This is a genomic window from Pelagimonas phthalicica (assembly GCF_004364805.1).
GTDB lineage: Bacteria > Pseudomonadota > Alphaproteobacteria > Rhodobacterales > Rhodobacteraceae > Pelagimonas > Pelagimonas phthalicica.
This window is the reverse complement of sequence record NZ_SOAP01000002.1, coordinates 983,086-1,007,746: the sequence shown is the minus strand read 5'-3', so window position 1 is coordinate 1,007,746 and position 24,661 is coordinate 983,086. Positions and strand designations below refer to the sequence as shown.

Genomic DNA, 24,661 nt, shown 5'->3' with positions numbered 1-24,661 from the left:
TGATATAGGGTGAATTGCTGCGCTGCGGCATTGGCAAAAAGTCGCAGATCAGAACGTGCAGCAGAGGTACAGGTTTCAGACCAGGCGGCCCAGGAAATCATTCAGGTCATCGGTGTGATGATGTATATGATCGGCGGCTTCGGGTTCCGGGGCGACATGGACCGTGCGCAGCCCCATCGCATGCGGCGCGGCCAGGTTGCGCGGGTCGTCCTCGAACATGGCGGCCTGGGTCGGATCCAACCCATCCATCGCGAAAACCCGTTCAAAAGCAGCGCTTTGCGGTTTGGGCACATAGCCCGCATGTTCGACACCATAGATCGCATCAAACGCCGCCTCAAGCCCTCGCGCCTTGAGCACCTGCGCCGCGTAAGGGGCGCTGCCATTGGTGTAGACAATCCGGCGGCCCGGCAATTGCGCAAGCAAATCAGCAAGGTAGGGATCAGGTTCAAGCACGTCAAAGCGGATGTCATGCACCTCGTCCAGATAGGCATCTGCATCGATGTCATGGTTGGCCATCAACCCGGCCAGGGTCGTGCCATGTTCGGCCCAATAGGTGCGGCGTAGATGATCGGCCTGTGCGCGGCCTACGTCCAGTGTACGCATGACAAAATCGGTCATCTTTTCCTCGATCTGAGGGAAAAGCTGCTGGCTTGGCGGGTAAAGCGTGTGATCCAGGTCAAAGACCCATGTGCGGACATGATCAAAGTGGCGTTTTGGCATGCTCCTGATGTAGCGCGGCGGGTCGTAACTGGCAATGTCGCTTGAAACTTGGCTTGTGGGGCGTTTAACGTGGCGCGACGCGAAAGGGAGAGGTCGCATGTCCCAGGTGAAAAACAACAAAGACGCCTATGCCTTGATCCTGGAGGCCATTGATGGCGGGCTGTATCGCCCGGGCGACCGTCTGGTGGAAAGCGAGCTGGCCGAACGGTTTGGCGTCTCACGCACCCCGATCCGTGAGGCCCTGCAACGGCTTGAAACGCAATCGCTTTTGACGCGGGATGGGCGGTCTTTGATTGTGGCCTCGCTGGATCACAACCAGATGTCCGAACTCTATGCGGTGCGTACTGAGTTGGAAGGATTGGCGGCCCGGCTGGCGGCGCGCCATGCGACCGAGGAAGAAGTGCAGGTGTTGCGCGACATGGTTGTCGAGGATCGCGCCTTGCTCGCGGATCCTTCGGCTTTGTCGCGGGCAAATCGCCGGTTCCACACCATGATCCACAAGGCCTCGCATAATAGGTTTCTGGTGCAGCAGCTGGACCTTGTGCATCGCTCCATGGCGCTGATGGCCACCACCTCTTTGGCGGCTGAGGGGCGGGGCGAAGATGCGTTGGCGGAACACCAGGCCATTGTCGATGCGATTGCCCGCCGGGACGAGGACGCGGCCTATAAGGCGCTGCGCGATCATATCTCGGTCGCCTTTGTGACGCGCCTTAAACTGGATGCGGGAAATTAAGCGCTGCTAATGGTGCGTCAGATCGGCACCGGGGTCATCCGGGTGGGAATGGCCATGTTCGGTCTTGTCCCAGTAAAACGGTTTGGTCACCGTTTCTGAAATCGCCTTGTAAGCGGCAATGGTTCCCAGCGGGAAATAGGCAAACATCGTCGGCACCCAGGGGATGAGGCTGCGATGGGGGCTGCGCGACAGGGCGGCAAACCCGATCAAAACCGTGATCCCCTCGGCGCTGAGGAAAATCGCTGTCAGCGCCAAAGCCTGCTGGTAAGTCATCATACCCTCTAATGGATGCGGCAAGCCAAAGAGTATCAGCCAGAATGTCCACAGCACCGGGGCAAAGGTGAATTGGATCAGGGTGCAGAGAAACATCAGCTGCACGCCAAAAAACTTCCAGGCCCCCATATCCTGCAACAATTTCCGGGGGTTGCGCGTATGCACCCACCAGGTGATCCCATAGCCCTTTAGCCAGCGCGACCGTTGTCGAATCCAGGGCCAAAACCGGTTATTCGCCTCTTCGCGCGTGACGGTCTGGATCAACTCGGTGCGATAGCCATGGCGAGCCAGGCGCAAGCCCAGATCGGCGTCTTCGGTGACGTTATGGGCGTCCCAGCCGCAGACCTCCTCCAGAACCGGCCTCCGGAAAAACACTGTCGTCCCGCCCAGCGGTACGGCAAAGCCCAAGCGCGCGACGCCCGGCAAAAGAATGCGAAACCAGCTGGCATATTCCACGGCGAAACAGCGCGACAGCCAATTGGCACGCGGGTTGTAGAAATCCAAAATCCCCTGCACGCAGCCCACCTTGGGGCTGGCGCGGGCAAAATGATCGACCACTTTGTCGATCTGATCCGGGGCAGGGGCGTCCTCGGCATCATAGATCCCGATGATATCGCCACTGGTAAAGCGAAAGGCATAGTTCAGCGCGCGCGGTTTTGTCGTTACCTCACCCGGAGGCACCGAGATCACCCTGATCCAGGGCGGCAACCGTGTTTGCGCCAGCGTGGCCTGGGTGGTTTCATCATCCTCTTCAAGCACGAGCACGATGTCGAGCAGCGATTTGGGATAGGTCAGCCGCGACAGGCGCGTCACCAAGCTGCGCGCAATCTCCTGTTCCTTGAACAAGGGCACCAGTATCGACACGGTCGGCGGGTCCTTGGGCAGTTTCGCCTCTGGTGCCGGGCGGTGTTTGGGCAGGGCGAAAAATGCCGCGACCTTAAGCGCCTGGGACAAGCTCAGCGAGATGACCGCGAGGATCAGCGCACCGGCAAAGAAAAGCACCGGTTGCCAGGCCAGCAAGGTCAAGCAAATCGCCGCCGCAATAAAGGAAAACAGCCGCGTTTGCCCGGTGCTGCGGCTGAGGTCACGACAGCTGGCCTCGGCTGGCACCCAGGTTTCCGCCTGTCTTGCCAAGGCTGCGCCATGCTGCGCGGCAATCTCCGCATGAATATCTGCCTCGAGCGTCAAGGCCATCATCACCGGGCCCAGCCCCGGTGGCAGTTCATTCAAGGTTTCAGCAAAGCTGTCTGGTCGCGAGGTCGCCAGGACCAGCGTGTCGCCCAGTCGCATCCAGGGATAGACGCCCTTTTCCAAACAAAAACTGGCGGAAAGAAGCGTCGCCATCTCGGCGCTTGGCGGGTGCACATCGCGTCTGAGCGCCAGGGCCCCAAAATGCTGTGCCTGCGCCTCAAGCACCGATTCCCGCGACACAATCGCCTCGGCGGCAATCACATGGTCCAGCGGTTTTTTCAGACGCTCCGCCTCGGCCAAAGCGCCGAGCATGACACGGGACGAAACCTGCCCGCTTTCCATCAGGATATGGCTGACAGGCAGGCCGCGTTTGCTGCCAGCCTGCTGCGCCAATAAGTCTGTCTTGGTCAGCCGATGCGTGTTCATGTCCCTACCGTCCGAAAACCGTAGGGAAAATGGCATGTGAAGCCTTAACGAGCGGTTAATTTAACCTTTTCAATGTCATGCCATTGAGGCTGCAAATCGCTCAAAAAGGTAAAAACTGTCTTGAGGGCCGGGCGATGCCTCGGGGTGGTGTTGCACCGAGAACACCGGACGGCCTTCGATCTTGATACCGCAATTTGAGCCGTCAAACAGAGAAACATGTGTTTCTACAACACCTTGCGGCAGGCTTTGCGCATCCACAGCAAAGCCGTGGTTCATCGAGGTGATCTCAACCTTGCCGGTGTCATGTTCCTTGACCGGGTGGTTCGCGCCATGGTGACCGTGGTTCATTTTAACAGTTTTTCCCCCCAGAGCGAGGGCCAGCATCTGGTGACCCAGACAAATGCCAAAGACCGGCAACTCGGTCTTGTCGAGTAGGCTTTTGATCATCGGCACGGCATATTCGCCGGTCGCAGCCGGATCACCGGGACCATTGGACAGGAACACACCATCGGGATTATGCGCCATGACGTCGTCATAGGTCGCGGTTGCTGGCAGAACTGTCACGTCGCATCCCGCCGAGGCCAGGCAACGCAGGATGTTGCGCTTGGCACCGAAATCAACGGCGACAACCTTGTGCTTGGGCGCGGTCTGGCGTGGGTAGCCGTCTGGCCAGGCCCACCGCATCTCGTCCCAGCGATAGCTTTGCGCGCAGGTGACATCCTTGGCCAGATCCAGACCTTCGAGCCCGCTAAAGCTGCGCGCCTCGGCCACCAGGGCCTCAATGTCGAAATTCCCGTCAGGATCATGGGCCAGAGCCACATGAGGCGCACCTTGTTGACGGATGGCGCGGGTCAGGCGCCGTGTGTCAACGCCGCCAATGGCGATCCGGCCGCGGGCCGCCAGCCAATCTGACAATTCCTGCGCCGCGCGCCAGTTGCTGCTTTGGGTTGGCTGCCATTTCACCACCATGCCCTCGGCCACAGGATCCCCGGTTTCGTCATCCTCGGGGGTGACGCCGGTATTGCCGATATGAGGGAAGGTAAAGGTCACGATTTGCCCGGCATAAGAGGGGTCAGTCATGATTTCCTGATAGCCGGTCATCGCTGTGTTAAAGCACAGTTCGGCCACGGTTCGCCCGGTCGCGCCAAACCCCTGTCCCATGAAAATGGTTCCATCAGCAAGCGCAAGGCATGCGGTTGGCTTGGTCTGGGCAGCAGACATGTCGACTCTCCGGGCTTTTGGCAAATTGCGCGGAAACTACGGGCTAGGGGCCACAGGGTCAAGAGGGGTTTTGAAAGTAAATATCGTTGCAAATCAATGGCTTGAATTGTCGGTCGCGGCTGTTGCCATGTGAGGTGGCTTGGGGTAGGTTTCATTCTTGGGTTCGACGAAAGAGCGATAACAGGCCAAAATATCGGCCGTTAACTGGGGATAGGAAAACTCATGGAACTGCGTGCACGTCTCACGGCTGCGGTGAAACAGGCGATGAAGGACAAGGCGACGATGCGCCTCTCCACGCTCCGCCTGATCAACGCAGCGATCAAGGATCGCGATATTGCCGCGCGGGCCGAGGGCAATGATGACGGGGTGGGCGAGGCAGAAGTGCTTGCCATCCTTGATAAATTGGCCAAACAACGCCGCGAAAGCGCCAAGACCTATGAAGAGGGCGGGCGTCTGGATCTGGCCGAGCGTGAGCTGGCCGAGATCGAGGTGATCGCGGAATTCCTGCCCAAGGCGCTGTCTGAGGATGAGATCAACGAGGCCGTTGCCGCCGCCGTGGATGAGGTTGGGGCCGACTCGATCCGCGACATGGGCCGCGTCATGGGCGCGCTCAAGGCCAAGTATACAGGTCAGATGGATTTTGGAGCCGTCGGCCCCAAGGTCAAGGAACGCCTTTCGGCCTCTTAACTGGGTCTACGCCCTAGGGCTGCGGAAATCCTTCGGCGATTTCCGCCAGCGCGTCGGGGTCCTCGATCTGGAACCGTTCGACAAAACGGGTCTTGAAACTGACCCGACCACGCCGCGCGCCAAAATTCTCACCATGATTCAGCACGTATAGGACCGCAGGCTTGCCCAGCGGGGCCAGGCGATGCCCGGCCAAATCCGCCAGATAGGGGAACATGCGGTGCTCATGCGCTGTCATCGCGCGCAAAAACGCGTCATTGCCGGGCAAGGCCGGGTCATAGGCCACAGCCGCACAGGACCCGCACAGCTTCCAGAACGGTTTGCGCAGCGGTTCGGACAGGGTCGGGCGGTCTGCCAGCGCAATCACCCCGGTGCCCGCATCCATGACATAGCCCGCCTCAACCAGATAGCCGCCCGGTGCCTGCCGGGTCAGCATCTCGCCCACGACGCCCTGGCGAAGCAGGTCATCTGCGTCAAAGCTCATGACATAGCCGGGCAGTTGCGCCACTTTGGGCAAGGCATCACATAGCGCTGCCAGTTTGCGCCATTTGTCATTGCCCGGCTCTGGATCGTCAAAGGGCAGATAGTGAATGCGCGGATCATCGGGCAGGGCAGGGCGCTCTTGGCAACAGATCACCGCCTGCCAATTGGGATTATCCTGCGCCAACAAGCATTGCAGCGTGGCGTTCAACCGCTCAACAACCCCCTCCCAATCGCCCACATGATGAGGCCCGACCAGCGGGATCAGAAAGGTTACTTGCTTGCGCGCGCTCGGCAAAACATGCGCCGCCTCAGCCCGCAGCTCAAGCGCGGCAATCTCGCTTTCGACCGGTTGCAGACGCAGAATCAGATTGGTCAGCCCCAAATGGGCGGCCAGTCGCATCGCGAAACGATGCGGTTTCGAAGTAGCCGGGGCTTGCGCCATACGTCACCCTATTCTTTGCCATGCGCCATCTGGCGCAATCTGTCGCTTACTTCGGCGTAAAGCGATTTGCGTTCCTCTTCGCTCAGAAACGCGCCAAGCTCAACCTCGCGACCGCTGCCCGACAGGGTTACATAATTTGGCACTGGCCCACCAGAGGGATGCATTGCCACCTTGACCCAATAGGTCTGCGCCTCCCAGCTTTGTTCCTCGGCGCGGGCCGGTCTGTGGATCAGCCGGGTCTTTTCCGGGGTCAGTGTCAGAACTTCCAGAATTTGGCGATCACGCCCATTGCGGCGCAGCGCATAATAAAGCGCGGCGGTGGCGGCCAACATAAAGGGCAACAGCCCCCAGAACAGCTTGGTCCCCAACACCGCAATAAGGGGTAGCGAGGCAAAGGTGAAAAAGCCCAGAACCATCGCCGCGAACCCTTCGGGTTTCAGGGCGTTATAGGGCCACAGGTGCAGCTCGGTGCTGTTATTGTCTGGGGTTGGATCAATCCACGCATAGGGCATGGCGCAAAATTAATGCATTCCACATGGATGTTAAGAGACAAGGTGCCGCGCCTTTGTACTCGTCAAAAAAACTTAGGTTCGCGCCCGGCCCGAGGGGGTGCGGTTTTACTGGTTGACCGCTTTAGTAATCCAAAACCTGCAGGTTGTTTGCCGTGGAGGTTTCATTCGCGCCCGCCCTGGGGGGCGGGTCGGGCGCGAACCGGATTGCAGGCAATCCGGAAAGGTCACGAGAGCGTTCTTAGTTTAATTGGCTTACTCGCCGCAGGCCGCACCAAAATGCTCGACAAACAGCAGATCCCAGCTGCCGCCATAGCCCTGATACATCATTTCGGCCATATCCTCGTAGCCTTCCCAATTGTGATGGGTCAGCTCGACCTGGGTCTCTGTCGCCGAGATCGGGGTAAAGCGCACATCCACTAGGCCGGTCTTGTCCTCGGGCAGGCCCATATGAAAGGTCATCTGCAAGAAGGCATGCGGGTCAAATTGTACAAAGGTTCCCCAATGCCATTCCGCGTCATCCAGGGCAGTTTCAACAATCTTGCCACCTTCGCGCGCATCAACCGTCAGGCTTTTGGCCGGGCCGCCGGCCCGCATCAGCGACATGGAGCGTTTTTCCAGCGGCCACCAGCTTGGCATATCGAGAAAGATCTCAAAGGCTTTGTCCTGCGCGCAGGGAACGGTGATGGTCTTGACGATTGGCTCTAACATGGAAAGTCCTTCAATTGGGTTTGGTGCGACGGCGGACTTCGGCGGCATAAGCCCCCAAAGCATCCGTCCAGAATTGATCGAGATAGTCACGCAAAGCGGCGAGTCCCGCAGTGTCGAGGTGATAGATCCGCCGCGTGCCCTGGGCTTCGGCGCGCACCAGATTGGCCTCGCTCAACACCTTGAGATGTTGGCTGACCGCCGGGCGGCTGATGGGCTGGGTCTTGGCCAGCTCAGTCACGCTACGCGGCTGTGCTGCCACGGCTTCGAACACCGCGCGCCGTGTGGGATCACTCAGCGCGGAGAGGGAGCGTTGCATCGGTGAATCTTCGTAAGTCATAGCTTACGGTAAGTTGTGACTTACATATCTGTCAAGAACTCATGTGTTCGATTGGAGCGTTTCGGTTTAAACTTGAGACACGAATACCCTGCCATGCCTGCGGCACTCTCGGGACATTCGTGCCTCATGAGGATTCAGGTTAAAGCCGAAACGCTTTAACTCGGAGGAACCCGCCAATCATTGCCCGCAGCCAGCCAGGCGCGAAACTGCATACGATATTGTTCGATATCGGCGCGGGGCAGGGGTTGTCTCGGGTCGCCGCTCAGCTCATAGGCCATGCCCTCAACATACCATTTCGGCAATCTATGCGCGACGTGTGCGGTACCAAAAGTTTCGCTCTGCCAATGATGGATCATCTCATGACGCAGGATATATTCCTGCCAGCCATCCGGGTGGATCAGAATACCGTGGGTACCAACTGCATAGGCCTTGGTCCCCGACATGCCGAAATTTTGCGAACAGGTCTCGGTCGAACAAAACAGCACACGCGGGGCTTTCTTGAGCGGTCCGATTTCCGACTGCACAAAGCGCAATGCCTGTGAGCGCAACGCTTTCGCCTCAGCCAAACGCGCCGGATCTTCGAGGCATAGGCCCGCTTCGGGGCAAGTCATGCCAAAATGTTCTGGTGCAAAGACCCGTCCAGGTTTGATTGCCTCACAGGACTGTAACCCAAGTAAAGCGAGCAGCAGTATCGCCAAAGTTCCCAAAAGGTATCGTCGCATCACGCCCCCCTTAACTGCACCTTTGCAAATTGGGGGCGGAAGGCACGTGTCACAAGGGGAAGGCGACACAAGCCGACGAAAAAGAAAAGGCCCCGCAAATTGCGAGGCCTTTCCTAGATTTCAGAGCCGGATCAGTGCGACGGGGCTTTGTCCCAGTCTTCCTGCTTTGGCAGCTGCTCGAACGTGTGCTCGGGCGGCGGGCTTGGCAGGGTCCATTCCAGCGTATCCGCATATTCGTTCCAAGGGTTGTTCTCGGTCGATTTCGCGCCTTTCAGCAGGGCGTGGATCACGATGTAGAAGAACAGCAGGAACGAGGCAAAGGACAGGAACGCACCCAGCGACGACCAGTAGTTCCATGTGGCGAATGCCTCAGGATAGTCGATATAGCGGCGCGGCATGCCCTGACGGCCCAGGAAGTGCTGCGGGAAGAAGGTCAGGTTGGCCCCGATGAAGAACATCCAGAAGTGGATGTGACCCAGGGTTTCCGAATACATCTTGCCGGACATTTTCGGGAAGTAGAAGTATACCCCCGCAAAGATCGCAAACACGGCACCCAGGCTCATCACATAGTGGAAATGCGCAACCACGTAGTAGGTGTCGTGATAGGCACGGTCCACACCAGCCTGCGACAGAACAACACCGGTCACACCACCGATGGTGAACAGCATCAGGAAGCCCAGAGCGAACATCATCGGTGTCTTGAACTCAACCGAGCCGCCCCACATGGTGGCAATCCAGCTGAACACTTTCACACCGGTCGGAACCGCGATGACCATGGTGGCCAGCATGAAGTAAGACTGCTGACGCAGGCTCATGCCGACGGTGTACATGTGGTGCGCCCACACGACAAAGCCCAGAGCGCCAATCGCGATGATCGCCCAGACCATTGGCAGATAGCCAAAGACCGGCTTGCGCGAGAAGGTCGCGATGACGTGGGAGATGATACCAAAGCCCGGCAGGATCACGATGTAAACTTCGGGGTGACCAAAGAACCACAGGATGTGCTGATACAGGATCGGATCACCGCCGCCTGACGGATCAAAGAAGGTGGTGCCAAAGTTACGGTCGGTCAGCAGCATGGTGATCGCGCCCGCCAGAACCGGCAGGGACAGCAGAATCAGCCAGGAGGTGACAAAGATCGACCAGCTGAACAGCGGAACCTTGAACAGGGTCATGCCCGGGGCACGCATGTTCAGAAAGGTGGTGATCATGTTGATCGCGCCCAGGATCGAGCTTGCCCCCGATACGTGAACCGCAAAGATCGCCAGATCCATCGAGAAACCTTGCTCATTGGTCGAGAGCGGCGGGTAAAGAACCCAGCCCACGCCAGACCCAAGCTGACCGTTACCGCCTGGGCTAAAGACCGAGCACACCGCCAGAGTGGTGCCGGCAACATAAAGCCAGAAGGACAGGTTGTTCATGCGAGGGAAGGCCATGTCCGGTGCACCGATCTGCAACGGCATGAAATAGTTGCCAAAACCGCCGAACAGGGCCGGGATGACGACGAAGAACATCATCAGGATACCGTGGCCCGTGATCAACACGTTCCAGAGGTGGCCATTCGGGGTACATTGCTCAACTGTTGTGGCAATCAGGCGCGCGCCTTCCTGACACATATATTGCACACCGGGCTCCATGAGCTCCATGCGCATATAAACGGTGAAGATCACCGATACCAAACCTGCAAGCGCCGAAACGATCAGGTAGAGGATACCGATATCCTTGTGGTTTGTGGACATGAACCAGCGGGTAAAGAACCCCCGGTTGTCCTCGTGCTCGTGGCCATGAATGGCGGCGTCTGCCATCTCGTGCCTCCCTTTTGTCCTACTAATGCGGGCGCGAAAGAGAATCCCATCGCGCCCGTCAATTCCATTCATGTTTTAAAAGGTGATCTTTAGGTCGGCAACGGTGGTATTTGACGCAGATCAAACAAAAGTGTCGCAGGTCAGATGGGCTGGTGAGATCAGACTGGCGAAATCCGCCATAAAACACGGGCCCACACCCGGCGACATCGCTTGTGCCTAGCATCCACCGCAACGCGCGCCACCAAATTCCGTCGACGGAATTTGCAAAACTTTTGTGAAAAGTTTTGGAGCGCCTGCCGCACGTCAAGCGCACCATTTGTTGCTTTCGACAAGGATCACGCGGCCAGCGACACTTTCGCCTCGACCATGTGCTCGGCCACCTCATGCGGCGGCAAACCGCTGCGCAGGGATTCGCTCAGAATGGCATCCATATTGTTGCTCAAAGCTTGCAGCTTGCCTTCCAGCCAGGCCGCATCCTGCGTCTGTCCGATGATTTCAGGCGTGGCATTGATGATCCCGCCGCCATTGGCGACAAAATCCGGCGCATAAAGAATGCCGCGCTCTACGAGGCGCTGACCATCCTCAGGCGTGGCCAGCAGGTTGTTGGCGGCACCACACACCACCTCACAGGTGAGCATCGGGATCGTCTTGGCGTTCAACACCGCCCCAATGGCGCAGGGGGCAAAGATTTCGACATCTTGCCCATAGATCTCATCCAGCCCGACAACCTTGGCGTTGAAAGACACCACCGCCTCGTCCAAAGCGTCTTCGTTCACATCGGTCACGATCAACTCCGCCCCGGCCTCGTGCAGCATATCCGCCAGATGCCAGCCCACATGGCCCAGGCCCTGCATCGCCACGCGCTTGCCATTCAGATCGTCACTGCCGAACTTATGTTTGGCTGCCACCTTCATCGACAGGAACACACCGCGGGCCGTGATCGGCGAGGGATCTCCGGATTTCCCCGGCAGGCCGGCGACAAATTTGGTCTGGCGCGAGATGATCGCCATATCCTCGGGCGTCATGCCCATATCCTCGGCGGTGCGATAATCGCCGCCCAACTGATCCACAGCCATGCCAAAGGCCTCCATCAGCTCGGGTGTTTTCTGCGTCGCGACATCGCCCATGATCACCGCCTTGCCCCCGCCCAGCGGCAGATCGGCGGCGGCGTTTTTCAGGGTCATGCCATGGGACAGGCGCAGCACATCCTCAACCGCGGCGTCAAAGCTGTCATAGCTGCGCATCCGCAAACCGCCCGCTGCAGGCCCGCGTGCCGTGGAGTGAATGGCGATCAAAGCGCTCAGCCCTCCGGGCAGCCCTTCGACATGAACCACGCGTTCATGGGTGGCAACGGCGAGATCGGTCAGGGTGGGGGCGGTCAGTGTCATATGGGTTTCCTCCTCAGTTCCATAACAGGATAGTCGCGTGTGCCTGAGGATTTTCCCTATTCTTGGACGTGGATTTGGGTATTCTTAGTGAAAACCTTCACGCTTTAGCGCAAAGGCGCGATAAAATGGATGATCTCGACCACAAGATACTCAAAATCCTGCAACAGGATGGGCGCATTCGCATGGGCGATCTGGCCGAACAGGTCGGGCTGTCAGCCACACCTTGCGCGCGTCGCGTCGCCCGGATGGAAGAGGCGGGGATCATCACCGGCTATGGTGCGCGTGTGGATCAGCGCAAGATTGGGCAGGCGGTCACCGTCTTTGTGACGCTTGAGCTTGATCGGCAAAGCGTCGAGGCGGTGTCAGACTTTACCAAGCGCATTGCGACTTTTGAGGAAATCGTCGAATGCCAGCTCATGACCGGCAGCCCGGACATTCTGATGAAGGTCGTGGTGCCGGATCTCGAGGCGTTTGATCATTTCCTCGAAACCCGGCTGATGACGGTGCCCAATGTGCGCAATATGCGGTCAAGCTTTACCCTGCGCACTCTCAGCCGCCGCGCCGCATTGCCCATGCGGCGCGTGGTGTGATCTGATCTATTCCACAGGCCCTTGACCCAGCTGCACCGACACGCCGCCATCGGCAAGCATCGCGGTTCCGGTGACAAAGCTGGCGCGGTCTGACAGCAGGAACAGCGCGGCCTGCGCGATCTCCTCTGGCTCGGCCATGCGCCGCATCGGATGCAAGGACCGCACAAAAGCATGACCCGCAGGATCATCCCCCGCCATGGCCGTCATCGTACCCCCGGGCAGCAGGGCGTTCACCCGTATGCCGTGTTGCGCATGATCATTGGCCAGGGATTGCACCAAACCGTTCAACCCGGCCTTGGCCGCTGCATAAGCCGCCATGCCCGGCAGCCCGGCATTGGAGGACCCGACAAAGGAGGAGGTGAACACCAAAGCCCCGCCCTTGGTCATCGCTGGGATCTGCGCCTTGGCGCAAAGGAACGCACTGGTCAGGTTGGTCTCCAGAACGTTTTGCCAATTGGACAGGGCCATGTCAGCGACCGGCATCATGTCTCCGACCATGCCCGCATTGTTGAACGCCCCATCTAATTGGCCGTACATGTCCGAGGCGCAGTCCACCAGCGCCTTTGCGTAATCCGGATCGGTGACATCTCCGGCCAAAGCGACGGCCTTGCCATTGCTCTGGGTGATTTGCCCGGCCACCTGACGCAACTCCGCCTCGCGCCGCGCCCCCAGGACCAGCTGCGCACCTTCTCTGGCAAACAACAATGCAGCAGCAGCCCCAATCCCGCTGCTCGCCCCGGTGATGACAATCGTTTTGCCTTTTAACTCCATGATCTCATGTCCTTTCGCGTTACAGATCATGGCCGTAATGACGCTTTCCCAAGCCACAACGCGACCCGGATCCTGCGCTCTTGCGGCAGGCATAAGGCAATGCGCAAGATCCGGGTCAAAAAGCAAAACGCGCGACGCAAATCGCGATCCACGCAGAACGCGCATCGTCCGTGCTTACGATTTACAGGAAAGGACAGGTTCACATCTCTTTGTGAAATGGTGCCGCTGAAGGGACGAACCTGGAATTCCATGCTCTCATTGCTCCATTGGAGCAACTGCCGCATTCCAATGTATCGAATGTTTCGGTATCTTCCTTCGGAAGAGCCATTGGTGCGGTCGAGAGGACTCGAACCTCCACGGGTGTTACCCCACAGCGACCTCAACGCTGCGCGTCTACCAATTCCGCCACGACCGCACTGTACCTGGCTTGGTAGAGCGCTACCTAACGAAGGGCGGGGCGGATGTGAAGAGGAAAAAATGCCAATTCGGCATTTTTCGGTCAAGAGACCCAAGGCGCGGCCTCTGGCCATTTTCCCCACGGCAATGTTAAGGAAATCGCGCAAGGAAACAGAGGCTGCGATCATGGTGGAATGGAAGATCAGTGACGGGTTGACCCCCTATGAGGACGCGCTGGATTTCATGGAGGCCCGCGCCACGGCAATTGCCGACGGAGAGGCCGAGGAATGTATCTGGCTGCTGGAACACCCGCCGCTTTACACCGCCGGCACCAGCGCGCAGGCCCAAGACCTCAAGGATCCGGATCGCTTTCCGGTCTATCCCAGCAAACGCGGTGGGCAATATACCTATCACGGTCCCGGACAGCGGGTGGCTTATGTGATGCTGGATGTGTCCAAACGCGGCAAGGATGTGCGCTGTTTCGTGCGTGATCTCGAGGCCTGGGTGATCGACGCCCTGGCCGAGTTTGGACTCAGCGGTCATATCCGCGATGGCCGTGTCGGGGTCTGGATCGAACGCCCCGACAAACCGCGCACCGTCACCGGGGCCATGGCCGAAGACAAGGTCGCCGCCATCGGCATTCGCATGCGCAAATGGGTGAGCTTTCACGGCATCTCGGTCAATGTCGAACCGGATCTGAGCCATTTTGACGGTATCGTCCCCTGCGGCATCACCGAATATGGCGTGACCTCGCTGGTCGATTTGGGGTTGCCGGTTGGCATGGACGATCTCGATGTGGCACTGAAAACCAGCTTTGAGAAAATCTTTGGCGAAGAACGGCAGCGCATCACCTGCGAGGCGCGCTGACAAATTCCGTCGACGGAATTTGGTTGCGCTTTACGCGCCGCCTCCGAACACATGAAACAGGATGTCCTGTCGCTGCAAACCACGCGCAGCCAGTTCGGCATCGGACAGGGCGCGCAGATCGGCCACCCGCGCGGCCAACCGGCGCTGGCGGGCATCAAACGGGGTTTCAAACAGGCGGGTCGCCATGCGCCCCAAAGTGTTACGCAACCCGGTCGAGCGTTCAAAGCTTGGATCAAAATAGGCCATGTCGGCTCTCCTATGTCTTGCCCCCAGGTTTGTGCAGAGCGGAGGCTGTTGCGGTGTTGGGTTCAATCTAGGTGAATTGCGCCTTTGGCATCAGTCCGGAAAACCTCCGTCAGGAATTCCTGACCCTTGGCCTTGCAGGATGCGCCGCGCGAGGCGATTGCAGATCCGCCGCGCGCCAAGGTAATAAAAGTCATGACAAAGCAGAGCATGACAAAACGGGTTTTCATCACCGGCGGGGCAGGGGGGCTGGGCCAGGCCCTTGCCACCCAACTGGCCAAGCAGGGCGCGCAGGTTCTGATTGGTGATCGTGACGCCGAGGCCGCGCAACACACCGCTGCCGAGATCGGGGTGGATTGGATCACCTGTGATGTGACCTCCGAGGCGGACCTTCGCAAAACCGCCGACTGGCTGCACGCCCATTGGGGTGGTCTCGATCTCTTGATCAACAATGCCGGCGTCGCCCAGATGGGCCCCTTTGATCAGACCGAGATCGAGGATTGGCGCTGGATCTTCGACATCAACACCCTCGGTCCCGTGCGCACGGCCCAGGCGCTGGGCCCGCTCTTGCCCCATGGCGGGCAGATGCTGAACATCGCCTCGATGGCGGCTGTGCTCTATCTGTCCAATTCCGCCGCCTATAACGCCTCCAAAGCCGCGCTTTTGGCGATTTCCGAAACCCTGATGCTGGAATGGCAGGATCGTGGCATTTCCGTCCATGTCGCTTGTCCCAGCTTCTTTCGCACCGATCTGGCCCGCAATATGCGCGCCACCGATGATCAGACCCGCGCCGCTACCACGCGCATGGTGGAACGCGCCCGCATCAGCGCTGATGAGGTCGCGGCGATCATTCTTGACGGCCTCGCCAAGGGGCAGGCCCATATCCTCACCCATCCCGCCGCGCGCAAAAGCTGGCGGCTCAAACGTTACCTGCCGTTTCCCTGTTACATGGCCCGCATGCGCCGTGACATGGCCCGCCTAAAGGCCCGGCTGGCGCGCCAGAACAACTGACCCCACGGCAACCACCAAACTGGCGCAGCGTCGCATTTGGCACATGGCTCCCCATGCCCTAAAGCCTGACTTAGACGTGCAGGAGGCCCCATGCAAAACACCGCTCTTGAACTGCCCCGGAACCATTTGAACGGCGTTTTGGATCGCATTGCCTTTCTGCCGGAAAAATGGCGGCTGCGCGCCTTTGATCTGTTCCTGGGCCGTTTGATCCGCGCCTATGCCACGGTGGGCATCCGCACCGAAGTCCTGCAGCCAACCCGCGTGGAAATGAGCCTCAGGAACCGGCGCAAGTTCCGCAACCATGTAGGCGGCATTCATGGTGTCGTCTGCCAGATGCCCGGCGAATTCGCCGCCGGTATTCTGCTGGCCCATTGGGTGCCCAAAGGCGCGGTTGTGGTGGTACGTCGCATGCAGGCCGAGCTGCACAAACCCATTCGCGGCGACATCCGCGCCGTTGCCACGCTAACCGAAGACCAGTTGCGCCCGGCCATGGAACAGGACAAGGGCGAAGTGACCGTCTCCATCCAACTCACCGATAGCAGCGGCAACCAACCAATTGCCGCCGATATCACCATGGCGTGGTTCCCAAAGATCGCAACCTGACGCCTTCGTCACCTCAACCCCGTTTCCAAACCTCACCAAGTCCCTACCAAGTTCCGGCCAAATCCCCGGCTTTGCTTGCCTTTCTCCAACATTTGCGCTCTAGTCTCTTAGACGGGATAGATTCCCGGGGGGATAGTAATGAAGAGCGACCTCACGGTCAGGCTCGCAGACCGGCTGTCACGGTTGCGCGCCGATAAGGGATGGACCCTCGATCAATTGGCCGGGGCCAGCGGTGTCAGCCGCGCGGCCCTGTCACGGCTTGAAAATGCCGAAGTCAGCCCGTCAGCCGATGTGCTGGACAAGCTCGCCAGTGCCCATAGCATGAGCCTGTCGCGCCTGCTGGCCATGACCGAGGCCGCCTTTCCGGCCCATATTCAGCGCGATGATCAGGCAATCTGGCGCGACAGTGAAACCGGCTTTGCCCGGCGCATCATGTCACCCGGCGCAGCGGCTCTGGCTGGAGAAGTCGAAGAATGCCGCCTGCCTCCAGGCAGCGAAGTCGTCCAGGACGGCGCCGATATCGAAGGGCAAGAGGTCCATATCCTCATCCTCTCCGGCTATATGCACGCGGATCAAGGCGGCCAGGCCTACAGCCTCGCCCCCGGCGACGCCCTGCGCTTTCGCCAATCCGGCGCTTTGCGTCTGGTCACCGCCAAAGGCCAGGGCTGCAAGTTCATGATCTGTCGCCTCTCCGGGTAACCGCTTTCTAACCTCTGAGAGATTGAGAACGGGCCGCGTGCGCGCCTGAGATCTGACCGGCAGGGCCATACCTAAGCTTTACCTAATGACCCAATCCCCCTTGTCTTCTCTGGGCCATAAATATCCCGGGGGTGAATGGAGCCCTTGGGCTCCAGAGGGGGCTGGCCCCCTCAACCCGCCCGCGGCACGCGCTGATCGTCAGATCATCCCCGGATCAGCAATTGGGCACATTCACCGCCAACCCGCCCAGCGAGGTCTCTTTATATTTTTCATGCATGTCATGCCCGGTTTGGCGCATGGTCTCGATCACCGCATCCAGCGGCACCAGATGCTCACCATCCCCGCGCATCGCCAGGGACGCCGCCGAGACCGCCTTGATCGCGCCCAGCCCGTTGCGCTCGATGCAGGGCACCTGCACCAGACCCTTTACCGGGTCACATGTCATGCCCAGATGATGCTCCAACGCAATTTCAGCGGCGTTTTCCACCTGTTTCGGGCTACCACCCATCACCGCACATAGCCCCGCCGCGGCCATGGCGCTGGCGCTGCCAACCTCGGCCTGACAGCCCGCCTCGGCCCCCGAGATCGAGGCATTATACTTCACCAAGCCACCAATCGCCGCTGCGGTCAGCAGGAATTCCGGCACCTTGGAGGCGCTCGCCCCCGGCACAAAATCCAGCCAATAGCGAATGACCGCCGGCACAACCCCCGCCGCGCCATTGGTTGGGGCGGTGACCACCTGACCTCCGGCTGCATTCTCTTCGTTGACCGCCATAGCATAGGTGCTCATCCAGTCATTGATCACATGCGGCGCGGTCAGGTTCGTGCCGCGCTCGGCCTCCAACTGTTCATGAATGCCACGGGCGCGGCGTTTCACATTCAACCCACCGGGCAGAATGCCATCGCGTTCCAACCCGCGATTGATACAGGCATCCATGACCTCCCAGATCCGCGCCACACCTTTCTCCAGACTGTCCGAACAGCCGCGCGAAATCTCATTGGCGCGTTTCATCTCGGCAATGCTCTTGCCGGAACGCTCCGCCATCTCCAGCATGTCCGCGCCGCTGTGAAAGGGGAACGGCACCGGGTCGCCGTGATCCACATCTTCGCCCGCATTCAGCTCGTCTTCGGTCAGGACAAAGCCGCCACCAATGGAATAATAAGTCTCTTGCAGGATCACATCGCCCTGCGCATCAGTGGCCATCAGGATCATGCCATTGGCATGGCCGGGCAGGGCGGGGCCAAAGTCAAAGGCCAGGTCACCCTTGGGATCAAAGCTGAGCGGCCCCAGGCCTTCGGGCACCACCTGTTTGGTCTTGATGATTTCGGCCAATGCCGCCTCGGCCTTGTCAAAATCGTAATCCGCGGGGTTGAATCCGGCCAATCCCAGGATCGTTGCGCGATCTGTTGCATGACCGACGCCGGTATAAGCCAGCGAGCCATGCAGGCTGGCGCGCAGCCCATGCACCTGGAACGGCGCAGCCCGCAGCGTGTCGAGGAATTTGGCCCCCGCCACCATCGGCCCCATTGTGTGGCTCGAAGAGGGGCCAACCCCGATTTTGAACATGTCAAAGACAGAAAGAAACATGCGCGCGCCCTCAGGTGGTTTCGCCGCCAGCATAGGGCAGGGCCCCGGGCGGCAATGGTCAAAAAACGACAGTTTATCCGGTAAAGTTTCCTATAGTGAACTTTTCTCTGATAGGAAACACCCGTGGTGATGCCCGCATTCGTACCGGCGCTAAAGCGCGCTGCCCTCGGGCGGATTGGCCAGACTAGGCGCGGTAAACGGCGTTTCGCCCAACCCTTCGGCCCGTTGCGCAGCCCTGACCGCCGGGCGGTCCTGCAACCGGCTCAGCAAGGCCTGCAAACCGGGATAGGCAGACAGATCAAACCACCCGGCATTCAACTCAGGATACAGCGCGCACCAGCGCAGGCAACAGGCGAGATAGTAGTCAAAGACCGATACCTCATCGCCGCCAAACCAGTCATGCCCGGCCTGCGCCTCATGCTCCAATAGCTGCAAATGCCCGGCCAAGACCCCTTGCATATGGCTGCGCAACTGCGCCTGAGCCTCGGCTGCTCCGCCAATATATTTGTCCGGGTAAAAGGTCAGGCGCAGGCCCGCCTGCAAGGTATTGGACAGGAAAAACAGCCATTTAAGAAAAGTCCCGCGCGCCGGATCGCCCACTTGCGGCCCCATCCGCCCCTCACGATCCACCAGCCACAGCAAGATCGCCGCCGTTTCCGACAGCGGCCCGTCTGGCGTTTCCAGGGCTGGGATATGCCCGGCCGGGTTCAACCGGCGATAGGCCGCGCTGTCCTGCGCCTTGGCGCTTCGGTCAACAAGGCGAGTCTCATAGGGCAGGCCCAACTCTTCCAGCGCCAATCGCACGATCAAAGAGGCATTGTCGGGCGCGTAATGCAAAACCAGATGTTCCATGGCGCAAGACTAGGGCTTTGTGCGTAAAACATCTGCCCATCCGCGGCAAAATACACGACATTTCAGACATCCCCATGTTGCGCCCAGGCCGTCCATGCCTCGCGCGAACGTGATAACCTTGGGCTTGAGCCATCCCCATGCCGAGTTGCATCGTCATCCCAGGAGGATCCGCCATGAAACGCCGCCATTTTCTCTTTGCGTCCATCGCCGCCCTTGCGGCCAAACCCGCCAGCGCCGGGTTTGAGGTCACCCGCAGCGATGCCGAATGGCGCGCCATGCTGAGCGCGCTGGAATACAAGGTCATGCGCCGCGAAGGCACAGAACGCGCCTTTTCCTCACCATTGGATCGCGAAAAGCGCGCGGGCACCTTCCTGTGCAAAGGCTGCGACCTGCCGCTCTACGCCTCCAAGGACAAATTCGACAGCGGCACCGGCTGGCCCTCCTTTACCCGGTCGCTGCCAGGGGCCATCGGCACCAAGAAAGACCGCAAGCTCCTCGTCACCCGCACCGAATGTCACTGCCGCCGCTGCGGCTCACATCTTGGTCACATCTTCAACGACGGCCCGGCCCCCACAGGCAAACGCCATTGCATCAATGGGGTAAGCTTGCGCTTCACGCCTGCCTGACCCAACATCGCTAGGACAAAGCTGTGATACAACGGATAACGGGTCCCTACCACTGGCAGAGACCCGTTTCCGTGAGTGTCGAGTTGTGTCTCGAGGGGGGGACCCTACGGTTAGCTTTGCACAACCAAAGCGTGTATGTCTAGTAAAAAATACAAATTGAAATATTTAAAAGTGTATCAACTTACCTCCCTAAGATCTTAGGGTCAGGATGCATTGCGAATTGATGCTACGACCTTTGGTATTGGTGTCGCAATTCATTGGCGCATTGAGGGGGAGAGCCTTGGCACACGCGCAGTGCCCGGTATGGTCAAAGGAATTTGGGTGCTTGATACTCTCGCTTTGCAAAGTGGCGAAACCGCCTTTGCTTCCTGTTTTGAGAATGCCAGGATTCACCAGAACATAGACGAGGTGACCTATGGATCGACGAACATTTACTTTTGCAGCCGCATCTCTGATGTGCGCGCCGCATGTCGTGTCAGCAAAACCGTCTCAGCACGTCACGATCATTGGTGCCGGTAGCGCCGGTCTGACCGCTGCCTACCACCTCACAAAATCTGGCGTTCGGGTTCAAATACTCGAAGCATCACAGTCTTGGGGCGGGCGTTTGAAACGTCTTTCGGGCTTTGCCGATGTGCCCCTCGATCTTGGGGCAGAGTGGATTCACGATGAACCCGAAGTTCTTGGGCGTATTCTTGGCCATGGCGAGACTGATCTTGGTGTCGCGACCATCAACTACCAACCACAAACCTATCAGTTCTGGCACAATGGCCAACTCAACGACTTTAATTTGCTTCGACACGGCTACGGAGAGGTCAAGTTTTTCGACATCACGTGGTACGGCTTCTTTGAGAGATTTGTACTGCCATCGATCCGTGAGAAAGTTATCTTTGGCGCGGTGGTTTCTCAGGTCTCCAAACAAGGGGCGCAAACTGCCATTAGGCTTAGCGACGGTCGCACCCTGACAACGGACAAAGTCTTGGTCACAGTGCCGCTTTCCGTGCTGCAAAGCGCCCAGATCGCGTTTCAGGATGGGCTTGCCCCGCCTGACATGCCTGCGCTTCAAGACATAGATTTTGGGTCCGGGTTCAAACTGTTCCTCAAATTCAGGGAACGTTTCTATCCTGACATGCTTTTTGAGGGATCGCGTGCCAGTGTGCTGGCCGATACATGGGCCGAAAAGATCTATTACGACGCTGCCTTCGGAAAGCCGACTCAACAGAATATTCTTGGGCTGTTCACCGTATCGGACCAACGGCTAAGACGCGCAAAATTGAACAACGCGGCGCTTTTGGCGGATGTTTTGGAGGAACTGACCAAGATCTTCGGCCCCGTTGTTCGCGAGGCCTTCATTGACGGCGTGGTCCAAAACTGGAGCCTGGAACGCTTTATTATGGGAAGCTATTCGATGGACAATCACGGCCAGAAAGACATCTCGGACATTTTGAAACCAGTTGAGGGGCGGGTCTTTTTTGCCGGAGAAGCGCTGGGGGAGGATGACCAATCAACAGTTCAGGGCGCAGCGTTTTCAGCGACACGGGCTGTTGAGCAGATTGTCGCGTCTTAAACGCGCAGCGTGCCGCCTTTGCAACTCTTTAAAACGGCAGGGTTCAAGCATAGGGTCGCGTCGGCCAATTGGGCCCGAATTTGATAGCCTCCCAATTGAAAAGCCCCGCAATTTGCGGGGCTTTTTATGTTTTCGCAGCGCTTACTTAAAGCTTCGGCTGTCCTTGATCTGATCCCAGGCCCAGACCACCTCTTGCAGCTGATCCTCCTGGCTGCGATCGCCGCCATTCATATCCGGGTGCAACACCTTGATCAGTTTCTTATAGGCCTTGCGAATCTCGGCCTTGGTCATGGTGTCCTTGGCCTCAAGGATCTCAATCGCCTTACGCTCGGTCGGAGGCAGCTTGCGCCCGCCGCCACCAGCCTTGCCCGGATTGCGCGTGGCATTGTCACCCAGCACCTGATGCGGGTCCTCAATGCCCAAACGTTCCCAGGCTTTGGCCTCTGGGTCGCGCCATTCCTTGGTCTTGCGCTCCCACACCTTGTCCGAACTTTGCTGCGCGTTCATTTCCGCTTCGGTCTTGCCTTCGAAAAAGCTCCACTTGGCGTTGTATTCGCGCACATGGTCCTTACAGAACCAGTAAAATTCATCCAGCACATCCGGGGCCTTGGGCGCGCGATATTTGCCCGGCTCATTACAGCCCTCATGATCACATATACGTGTCGATGTGCTTTGTTCTCCCGTCATGCCCTTTCTGCCGCGCGGATTTTTCTTCTTTGCGGACTTAATGGACATGTCAAACCCAAAAGGATCGTCTCTGCTCATCATGCACCTCTTCTCGACTCGGACGCCAGAGTTTAGACTAATCTGCGTAAACTTACAGGGGGCGATTTGCCAAAAATGACCAGGTCGGCGGAAATTTACAAACGGTTGAGTGAATCTTTGGCGCCTACATCTCTGGATGTAAGAAATGACAGCGCCCGCCATAGTGGCCATGCCGGGGATGATGGCTCGGGCGAGAGCCATTTTCACGTCACCCTGCGCAATCCGGCCTTTGAAGGCAAGGCCCGCATCGCCCGCCACCGTATGGTGCATCAGGCCTTGGGAAAGGATCTGGTGGCAGAGATTCATGCCCTGTCTCTGGATCTGGATGTGTAGAGCTTTGCCGTACTATGAAGGAAAATACTTGACGCGGAATCAAGGCCAAAGGCCGCCGCGTCATCGTCATGCCAAAGGTATGCCTTCCGCATGACCCGCCCGTCGCACCAGAGGTGCGCCGATAGAGTTGGCCCGCCTTTGGCGGGACGGGATGGCGATTTTTCTGTCGTCTAGGTGAACATGGAAGTTGGAGTGAGCTTGGCTAAGATCAAGTGGCAGAAACCCAAGTTGCATCGCCAACCCGCGGGACGGCGATGACGCGTCTCTTTTCTCCAACGAGAGGGGGCGCGCCAACGGTCAGCGCGTTCTCACCCCGTCCACAACTCCGTGGTCGGATGAAACTGCGACCAGGCAAACCAGAAGGCCTGGTGACTGCCCAGATCGCGCCCCTCCGCATCCACGGCCCGCACCCCACCAGCATCCAGCACCAGATGCACATTCTCGACCTTGATCTCCTGACCGCGTTTCAACGCCAGAAAGGCCTTGCTGCGTTGAAACGCCACCGGCTGGCCCGAGGCGGTGATCACCCCGATCACGTCCTCATGCACCGGCAGCCTTGGATCAACATCGCCGACCGGAAAGATCGGCCCATTGGCATCGCGCGTGTTGCGAAAATCCGGGTCCCGTCCCAAGGCCAGCGCCTCCACCAGAACCGTGGTCTCCGGATGTGCCTCTTTCCAGGTGCCCCAATCAGTCGTCACCACACTGGCCTGCTGCAACTCTACCCCGCGCTTGGCCAAAGGCCCGGTCACCGCCTCGCCGGTAAAGGTGTCGAACACCGACTTGCTGCGCAGATCATACATCACCTTGTTGGACCGGATCAGCAGACCCGAGGTGCGCAAAATCGGTCGACGAACGCCAAGCCCATCGGTGAAATAGGCCTGCGCCGCCCCACACAGCGTGCAATAAGGAATGCCCAGCTTGCGCCCGCCAAGCGTGTCATTGACCATCTCGCGCACTTCCATGATGCGGCGCGGATAGGCGCGGAATGCGCCATTCACTTCGACGCCAAAGACGATATCGCTGTCCTTCAGCCAGGTGGCCTCGTCGGCGCTGCTGACCTCGGGATTATCCGCTGCGGGAATGCAGTTACAGGCGGTGTTCTTGCTGTTGAAACGGCGATCATCAATCAACACGCCGCCCCAGGAGACATGCCGCCAGTCAATCTCCCCCTCGACAAAAAGTGGCTGCCATTCCGGGGCCATAGCGGTGAAAATGCCGCTCTTGAACTCCAGATAGCCGGGCGGGGCAGGGATATCCCAGGCAATGAGATGATCGGTGATCACCCCCCAGCTGTTGCTGCGCGGCGCCTTGATCTGCAACAGCTCCGCTGCCGCCTCAGTCAAGACCGCGTTCAACTCGGCCCAGGCGACAAAGCGCATCATGTCACTGATCACCCAGGCCAGACGCGGGTCCTTGCTGGCGGTTATGGTCTGCAAGGCCTCGGCCTGCGCCGGCCCCCATTCGGTGTTGCGCAGACTGTCAACCAGCCCGACCTGAATGGCAGTCCTGACATCTGCACTCAGCGCGCTTGTCGGGCTGACGGGCGGCTGCCCAAACTGAGCAATGGTATAGGCAGGTAGGGGGTCTTGCTGCGCTTGGGCGGGCAAGGTCAGCTCAAGAGTCAAAGCCAGCATAACCACCACGCGAGCACATCGGAAACCGAGCAAACCTTTTCGCGCGCCAGTTTGGGCATCAGGGGCATCAAACATCATCAAAGTCTCACAATAGCGATTTGCCCCAGCCTAAGCTGCCTCGGCGCTCGCGTACCAATCACGATGGCTTTAGGTACCCGCGACCGCTCCAATCGACTTCCCATGGTTTCTTTGGGCCAAAAATATCCCGGGGTGAATTGGCGCTTGCGCCAAGAGGGGCAGCGCCCCGCCATCGCCCTCATGCCGCTAATCCCAAATAATAAGGGCGCAGCTTCACAGCCACGCCCCCGATTTGATGATAAAAACTGATCAAATCCCCTTGCGGGGTTGCATCGCAACAATCACTCGTCTCACACCGTCCCGCTCTATACCGGGACACCGGTGAGATAGTCTCGTCCGGTAACACTTTCTTAACACTTTTGCCTGACCCTGCGTCAGTCAGGGATTCCTGAC

General features: G+C 58.9%; 26 protein-coding genes and 1 tRNA gene. 10 read left to right on the top strand and 17 right to left on the bottom strand.

The window, feature by feature from the left end; translation table 11 throughout:
• Window positions 1–75 precede the first annotated feature (75 nt).
• Window positions 76–720: a pyrimidine 5'-nucleotidase gene (locus tag CLV87_RS15005; protein WP_099246643.1), complete on the bottom strand. Its 645-nt coding sequence runs from the start codon at window positions 718–720 to the stop codon at window positions 76–78.
• A 97-nt stretch (window positions 721–817) separates the two neighbouring features.
• On the opposite strand from CLV87_RS15005, the gene CLV87_RS15000 reads away from it, so the two are divergent.
• Window positions 818–1,453 carry a GntR family transcriptional regulator gene (locus CLV87_RS15000; protein ID WP_099246641.1) on the top strand — a complete coding sequence of 212 codons (636 nt, stop codon included), beginning with the start codon at window positions 818–820 and terminating at the stop codon, window positions 1,451–1,453.
• 6 nt (window positions 1,454–1,459) lie between these two features.
• Here CLV87_RS15000 and CLV87_RS14995 read toward each other — a convergent pair whose 3' ends face one another.
• Both CLV87_RS14995 and carA read right to left on the bottom strand, forming a co-directional pair.
• Window positions 1,460–3,343, bottom strand: coding sequence for a glycosyltransferase (locus CLV87_RS14995; protein ID WP_235871944.1), 1,884 nt, complete (start codon window positions 3,341–3,343; stop codon window positions 1,460–1,462).
• A 75-nt stretch (window positions 3,344–3,418) separates the two neighbouring features.
• A complete protein-coding gene (carA, locus tag CLV87_RS14990; protein WP_099246639.1) occupies window positions 3,419–4,564 on the bottom strand; it encodes a glutamine-hydrolyzing carbamoyl-phosphate synthase small subunit in 1,146 nt (381 codons plus the stop codon).
• A 222-nt stretch (window positions 4,565–4,786) separates the two neighbouring features.
• Here carA and CLV87_RS14985 point away from each other — a divergent pair, with 222 nt between their 5' ends.
• Window positions 4,787–5,251: a GatB/YqeY domain-containing protein gene (locus CLV87_RS14985; protein WP_099246637.1), complete on the top strand. Its 465-nt coding sequence runs from the start codon at window positions 4,787–4,789 to the stop codon at window positions 5,249–5,251.
• A gap of 13 nt (window positions 5,252–5,264) precedes the next feature.
• On the opposite strand, the gene CLV87_RS14980 is transcribed toward CLV87_RS14985, so the two are convergent.
• The 7 genes from CLV87_RS14980 to CLV87_RS14950 form a co-directional block, all read right to left on the bottom strand.
• Window positions 5,265–6,173 (bottom strand): hypothetical protein, encoded by a 909-nt coding sequence (locus CLV87_RS14980; protein ID WP_099246635.1) that lies wholly within the window; start codon window positions 6,171–6,173, stop codon window positions 5,265–5,267.
• An 8-nt stretch (window positions 6,174–6,181) separates the two neighbouring features.
• Window positions 6,182–6,685 carry a DUF2244 domain-containing protein gene (locus tag CLV87_RS14975; RefSeq protein WP_099246633.1) on the bottom strand — a complete coding sequence of 168 codons (504 nt, stop codon included), beginning with the start codon at window positions 6,683–6,685 and terminating at the stop codon, window positions 6,182–6,184.
• Between the two features lie 252 nt (window positions 6,686–6,937).
• Window positions 6,938–7,393, bottom strand: coding sequence for an SRPBCC domain-containing protein (locus CLV87_RS14970; RefSeq protein WP_166652761.1), 456 nt, complete (start codon window positions 7,391–7,393; stop codon window positions 6,938–6,940).
• A 10-nt stretch (window positions 7,394–7,403) separates the two neighbouring features.
• Entirely contained in the window at window positions 7,404–7,709 is a 306-nt protein-coding gene (locus CLV87_RS14965; RefSeq protein WP_328591543.1) for an ArsR/SmtB family transcription factor, read from the bottom strand.
• A gap of 176 nt (window positions 7,710–7,885) precedes the next feature.
• The gene (locus CLV87_RS14960; protein WP_133840798.1) at window positions 7,886–8,452 is read right to left on the bottom strand and encodes a hypothetical protein; all 567 of its coding nucleotides are present in this window, start codon (window positions 8,450–8,452) and stop codon (window positions 7,886–7,888) included.
• 131 nt (window positions 8,453–8,583) lie between these two features.
• Entirely contained in the window at window positions 8,584–10,257 is a 1,674-nt protein-coding gene (gene ctaD / locus CLV87_RS14955; protein WP_099246625.1) for a cytochrome c oxidase subunit I, read from the bottom strand.
• A 335-nt stretch (window positions 10,258–10,592) separates the two neighbouring features.
• Window positions 10,593–11,645, bottom strand: a complete 1,053-nt coding sequence (locus CLV87_RS14950) for a Leu/Phe/Val dehydrogenase (RefSeq protein WP_176556037.1) — start codon at window positions 11,643–11,645, stop codon at window positions 10,593–10,595.
• Between the two features lie 125 nt (window positions 11,646–11,770).
• Here CLV87_RS14950 and CLV87_RS14945 point away from each other — a divergent pair, with 125 nt between their 5' ends.
• The gene (locus tag CLV87_RS14945) at window positions 11,771–12,235 is read left to right on the top strand and encodes an Lrp/AsnC family transcriptional regulator (RefSeq protein WP_099246623.1); all 465 of its coding nucleotides are present in this window, start codon (window positions 11,771–11,773) and stop codon (window positions 12,233–12,235) included.
• Between the two features lie 6 nt (window positions 12,236–12,241).
• Here the strand turns inward: CLV87_RS14945 and CLV87_RS14940 are convergent, their stop codons facing one another.
• Together CLV87_RS14940 and CLV87_RS14935 are read right to left on the bottom strand one after the other, a co-directional pair.
• Complete coding sequence (locus CLV87_RS14940; protein WP_099247818.1) at window positions 12,242–13,006, bottom strand: SDR family oxidoreductase; 765 nt, start codon at window positions 13,004–13,006, stop codon at window positions 12,242–12,244.
• A gap of 328 nt (window positions 13,007–13,334) precedes the next feature.
• A tRNA-Leu gene (locus CLV87_RS14935) sits at window positions 13,335–13,421 on the bottom strand.
• 62 nt (window positions 13,422–13,483) lie between these two features.
• Between CLV87_RS14935 and lipB the strand changes: the two genes are divergently transcribed.
• The gene (gene lipB, locus CLV87_RS14930; RefSeq protein ID WP_255301727.1) at window positions 13,484–14,269 is read left to right on the top strand and encodes a lipoyl(octanoyl) transferase LipB; all 786 of its coding nucleotides are present in this window, start codon (window positions 13,484–13,486) and stop codon (window positions 14,267–14,269) included.
• Window positions 14,270–14,299: 30 nt separating this feature from the next.
• Here lipB and CLV87_RS14925 read toward each other — a convergent pair whose 3' ends face one another.
• Window positions 14,300–14,515, bottom strand: a complete 216-nt coding sequence (locus tag CLV87_RS14925) for a hypothetical protein (RefSeq protein WP_099246619.1) — start codon at window positions 14,513–14,515, stop codon at window positions 14,300–14,302.
• 207 nt (window positions 14,516–14,722) lie between these two features.
• Here CLV87_RS14925 and CLV87_RS14920 point away from each other — a divergent pair, with 207 nt between their 5' ends.
• The 3 genes from CLV87_RS14920 to CLV87_RS14910 all read left to right on the top strand — a co-directional run bounded on the left by CLV87_RS14920 (window position 14,723) and on the right by CLV87_RS14910 (window position 16,825).
• Window positions 14,723–15,523 carry an SDR family NAD(P)-dependent oxidoreductase gene (locus CLV87_RS14920; protein ID WP_099247816.1) on the top strand — a complete coding sequence of 267 codons (801 nt, stop codon included), beginning with the start codon at window positions 14,723–14,725 and terminating at the stop codon, window positions 15,521–15,523.
• A gap of 90 nt (window positions 15,524–15,613) precedes the next feature.
• Window positions 15,614–16,126, top strand: coding sequence for a DUF4442 domain-containing protein (locus tag CLV87_RS14915; protein WP_099246617.1), 513 nt, complete (start codon window positions 15,614–15,616; stop codon window positions 16,124–16,126).
• Between the two features lie 138 nt (window positions 16,127–16,264).
• Complete coding sequence (locus tag CLV87_RS14910; protein ID WP_099246615.1) at window positions 16,265–16,825, top strand: helix-turn-helix domain-containing protein; 561 nt, start codon at window positions 16,265–16,267, stop codon at window positions 16,823–16,825.
• A gap of 214 nt (window positions 16,826–17,039) precedes the next feature.
• On the opposite strand, the gene CLV87_RS14905 is transcribed toward CLV87_RS14910, so the two are convergent.
• Window positions 17,040–18,413 carry an L-serine ammonia-lyase gene (locus tag CLV87_RS14905; RefSeq protein WP_099247814.1) on the bottom strand — a complete coding sequence of 458 codons (1,374 nt, stop codon included), beginning with the start codon at window positions 18,411–18,413 and terminating at the stop codon, window positions 17,040–17,042.
• Between the two features lie 150 nt (window positions 18,414–18,563).
• Complete coding sequence (locus CLV87_RS14900; RefSeq protein WP_099246613.1) at window positions 18,564–19,265, bottom strand: glutathione S-transferase family protein; 702 nt, start codon at window positions 19,263–19,265, stop codon at window positions 18,564–18,566.
• A 173-nt stretch (window positions 19,266–19,438) separates the two neighbouring features.
• Here CLV87_RS14900 and msrB point away from each other — a divergent pair, with 173 nt between their 5' ends.
• Window positions 19,439–19,891: a peptide-methionine (R)-S-oxide reductase MsrB gene (gene msrB / locus CLV87_RS14895; protein WP_099246611.1), complete on the top strand. Its 453-nt coding sequence runs from the start codon at window positions 19,439–19,441 to the stop codon at window positions 19,889–19,891.
• Window positions 19,892–20,306: 415 nt separating this feature from the next.
• Window positions 20,307–21,455, top strand: a complete 1,149-nt coding sequence (locus CLV87_RS14890) for a flavin monoamine oxidase family protein (protein ID WP_099246609.1) — start codon at window positions 20,307–20,309, stop codon at window positions 21,453–21,455.
• Between the two features lie 141 nt (window positions 21,456–21,596).
• Here CLV87_RS14890 and CLV87_RS14885 read toward each other — a convergent pair whose 3' ends face one another.
• Window positions 21,597–22,220: a J domain-containing protein gene (locus tag CLV87_RS14885; protein ID WP_099247812.1), complete on the bottom strand. Its 624-nt coding sequence runs from the start codon at window positions 22,218–22,220 to the stop codon at window positions 21,597–21,599.
• A gap of 117 nt (window positions 22,221–22,337) precedes the next feature.
• Between CLV87_RS14885 and CLV87_RS14880 the strand changes: the two genes are divergently transcribed.
• Window positions 22,338–22,553: a BolA family protein gene (locus CLV87_RS14880; protein ID WP_306438015.1), complete on the top strand. Its 216-nt coding sequence runs from the start codon at window positions 22,338–22,340 to the stop codon at window positions 22,551–22,553.
• A gap of 308 nt (window positions 22,554–22,861) precedes the next feature.
• Here the strand turns inward: CLV87_RS14880 and CLV87_RS14875 are convergent, their stop codons facing one another.
• The gene (locus CLV87_RS14875) at window positions 22,862–24,190 is read right to left on the bottom strand and encodes a DUF3179 domain-containing (seleno)protein (RefSeq protein ID WP_099247810.1); all 1,329 of its coding nucleotides are present in this window, start codon (window positions 24,188–24,190) and stop codon (window positions 22,862–22,864) included.
• Between the last annotated feature and the right edge of the window lie 471 nt (window positions 24,191–24,661).